Source organism: Caloramator sp. ALD01 (genome assembly GCF_000472625.1).
GTDB classification, from domain to species: Bacteria; Bacillota; Clostridia; order Clostridiales; family Caloramatoraceae; genus Thermobrachium; species Thermobrachium proteoclasticum.
Window position 1 is genome coordinate 1 of the sequence record NZ_AXAA01000061.1, and the last position, 3083, is coordinate 3083.

Sequence of the window (3083 nt, forward strand, 5' to 3'; positions counted from 1 at the left end):
CAGCGTTCGTCCTGAGCCAGGATCAAACTCTCATGTTATAACCTAGCTTCTTATTTGGTACGTTCGCTCTCGCTGTTCAGTTTTCAAGGACCGTTATCCTTAGCATTAATTAATATTAACACATTCAACTTATAATGTCAACTACATTTTTCGTCATCTTTCGTCGCCATCTCGCGGCGACTTTTGTATAATACCATCTTTATAGAAAAACATCATATTCGATATTCATTATTATAGTAAACTATATTATGAATTCTTTTATTATCTCTTTATTCCTCTAAATTTTATAATTCAATACGCACGGATATGTTGTAATAAATAAATTTGATCTATGATTTGTTATTTTAAAGTTATATAATTATTATTGGTCTATATTTTATTTATTGTATAAAACAAATTTAAATTCATATCTCAAATTAAATAAATTAATTGTAATTATAAGGAGGCTTTATTTTGATTAGGCAATTTATAAACAAAACTAAAGAGGACATTGTATTTTCTATCTCTTTAATTCTTGCTATAGTTACCTCTCTTTTTAATACACCTAAATTACACTACATAGACTTTAAGGTTTTGATTTCATTATTTAATCTTATGATTGTTATTGAATGCTTTGAAAAACAAAAATTATTGGAGATGATTTCTATCAGAATTTTAGACAAGTTTAAAAATGAAAGAAAGGTTTCTTTAGTGCTTATTTTGATTACATTTTTATTTTCTATGTTAATAACAAATGATGTTGCTCTTATAACATTCGTTCCACTTGCCCTTATAATTGCTAAAAAATCTAAAATAAATCCTATGGAGATAATTGTTCTTCAAACTTTATCTGCCAACATCGGAAGTAGTTTAACTCCTATGGGGAATCCCCAAAACCTCTTTATATATTCAAAGTATAATTTAAATTTAACTACATTTTTAAAAATAATGCTGCCTTTTGTTATATTAGGTCTATTTGTTTTAGTACTATTAAATCTATCTATTCCTAATAAAGATATATGTTTTCATATAGAAAAAGTGGAGATTAAAAATAAAAAAATAACATTTATTTTTGTTCTTTTATTTATTATAGTTCTTTTATCAATCTTTAATATAATAAACTACTATTTTGCCTTTTTAATAACAGTTATTATAACTTTTACTTTAGATAAAAAACTTTTTAAAGAAGTAGATTATGCTCTATTATTAACTTTTGTTTTCTTCTTTATATTTATAGGCAATCTTTCTAATATTGAAATTGTTAGAAACTTATTTATAAAAATTTTAAATAAACCAAAATCTACATTTATATCATCAATTACTTTAAGCCAATTTATTAGCAATGTTCCTTGTGCTATACTTCTTTCTGGATTTAGTAGCAACTATAAGGAATTACTTTTAGGTGTTGATATTGGAGGAATGGGAACATTAATAGCATCTCTTGCCAGCGTTATATCCTATAAATTTTATGCAAATGAGTATAAGCAAAATAAAAAAGTTTATTTAAAAAGATTTACAGTATATAACTTTAGTTTACTTGCATTATTTACTATAATATTTTGGTTTATAATATAAAAAGTGGCATAATGCCACTTTTAATATTTTTCAAATTTAACCCTATTTTCATCATATCTATCTATATACTTATTTTCCTCAATTGGATATCCAACGGGTACTATTGCAAATGCATCTATATTTTCAGGTAGATTGAATACTTCCTTTACATATTCCATTCTTTACTTTAAAGGAGCAATACCAAGCCAAACAGCTCCAAGTCCTAAATATGTAGCTTCTAAAAGCAGGTTTTGCGTTGCTGCTGCCATATCCTGTTGCCAATACTCAGGATATTTCATATATTCTTTATTTGATAATAGAACAATTGCCACATTAGCATTTGCAACCATCTTTGAATATGGACTTACTTCAGAAAGCTTTTTTAATGTATCTTTATTCTTTACAACTATAAACTCCCAAGGTCTTTGGTTTCCTGCAGATGGTGCCTGCATAGCAGCCCTAAGAAGTTTTTCTATTTTTTCATTTTCAACTTCCCTATCTTCATATTTTCTTATACTTCTTCTATTAAATATAATTTCCACTTTATGCCCTCCTTTTAAATTACTTTTTATATTTTTCTCCCTCTTTCCAGCACTTTCCTATGACACTACCTATATTGAGATATTGTCTATTTGGCATTTCAAATAAAACCGGTTTAACCTTTGTATAATCAATTTTTCCTTTTTCATTTAGTACTTCTTCTTTAACATATGTATTGACAGGCTTTACAATAAAATTATCATGTGTATTTGTTTCATAATTATCTACAACTTCACATTCCATACAAACTGGAGCACTTTCTATTAAAGGCGCTCCCTCTAACTCACCTTTAAAATATTTAAAAACATCTTCTTTGCTGACTTTAGCTCCTGAAACAATGCCCACGTAGTCAGCCTCTATAAGCATATCTTCACTTATAATATTTATGGATAGTGTTTTATTTTGTTTTATTCCCTCATTGCTATAATGAATTTTATTCATGCTTATAAGCATTTTATCTACACCTATTATGCCTATATGTGCAATATTAATCCAATTAACCCTACCATTTATCTCCGTTCCTACTATTGTTACAGGAGTAGGATATAGACCAACAATAGCTCCTAAATTTTTATGCATAATTTTACCTCCATATGAAACAACTAATTATTTAAGTTATCTATACTAATCATTATTTGTTACTATTTAATATAATTATACATATACAATTATAACTTAACAATTAGTATCTATTGAATAAGTAACTATGCTAAGAGAAAGTAAACATATATTTAGTATAAAAATTTTCTATTTAAGTTGAAAATATTATACTTTAAATCATCCATATGTAATCTATTCTTCTAAAATCACTATAAAATAAAAAGGACAGTCATTCTAATCGAATACCCGCCCCAACTATTGACAAAGAGCCAAATAAAAACACCTGGTTGAAGTAATCAACCAGGTGTTTTTATTTGGAGCGGGAAACGGGACTCGAACCCGCGGCATTCACCTTGGCAAGGTGACGCTCTACCAACTGAGCTATTCCCGCATATAAAATTGGTGGCCAG

The 3083-nt window shown here is 27.5% G+C and carries 4 protein-coding genes and 1 tRNA gene; 1 reads left to right on the forward strand and 4 read right to left on the reverse strand.

The genetic code is table 11. The features are described 5' to 3' along the window. Window positions 1-453 precede the first annotated feature (453 nt). Entirely contained in the window at window positions 454-1554 is a 1101-nt protein-coding gene (locus A3M9_RS0112140; RefSeq protein WP_084424784.1) for an SLC13 family permease, read from the forward strand. Between the two features lie 20 nt (window positions 1555-1574). Here A3M9_RS0112140 and A3M9_RS15100 read toward each other — a convergent pair whose 3' ends face one another. The 4 genes from A3M9_RS15100 to A3M9_RS0112155 all read right to left on the reverse strand — a co-directional run bounded on the left by A3M9_RS15100 (window position 1575) and on the right by A3M9_RS0112155 (window position 3064). Beyond that, window positions 1575-1712, reverse strand: coding sequence for a hypothetical protein (locus tag A3M9_RS15100; protein ID WP_370882860.1), 138 nt, complete (start codon window positions 1710-1712; stop codon window positions 1575-1577). Between the two features lie 3 nt (window positions 1713-1715). Beyond that, window positions 1716-2075, reverse strand: coding sequence for a nitroreductase family protein (locus A3M9_RS13945; protein ID WP_370882861.1), 360 nt, complete (start codon window positions 2073-2075; stop codon window positions 1716-1718). Between the two features lie 19 nt (window positions 2076-2094). Beyond that, window positions 2095-2652 (reverse strand): flavin reductase family protein, encoded by a 558-nt coding sequence (locus A3M9_RS0112150; protein ID WP_027309421.1) that lies wholly within the window; start codon window positions 2650-2652, stop codon window positions 2095-2097. Window positions 2653-2988: 336 nt separating this feature from the next. Next, window positions 2989-3064 (reverse strand) — tRNA-Gly (locus A3M9_RS0112155). Between the last annotated feature and the right edge of the window lie 19 nt (window positions 3065-3083).

Bases quoted from the DNA above. Each gene is read 5' to 3' on its own strand.
- A3M9_RS15100 (WP_370882860.1), bottom strand. From the start codon at position 1,712: ATGGAATATGTAAAGGAAGTATTCAATCTACCTGAAAATATAGATGCA.
- A3M9_RS0112150 (WP_027309421.1), bottom strand. From the start codon at position 2,652: ATGCATAAAAATTTAGGAGCTATTGTTGGTCTATATCCTACTCCTGTA.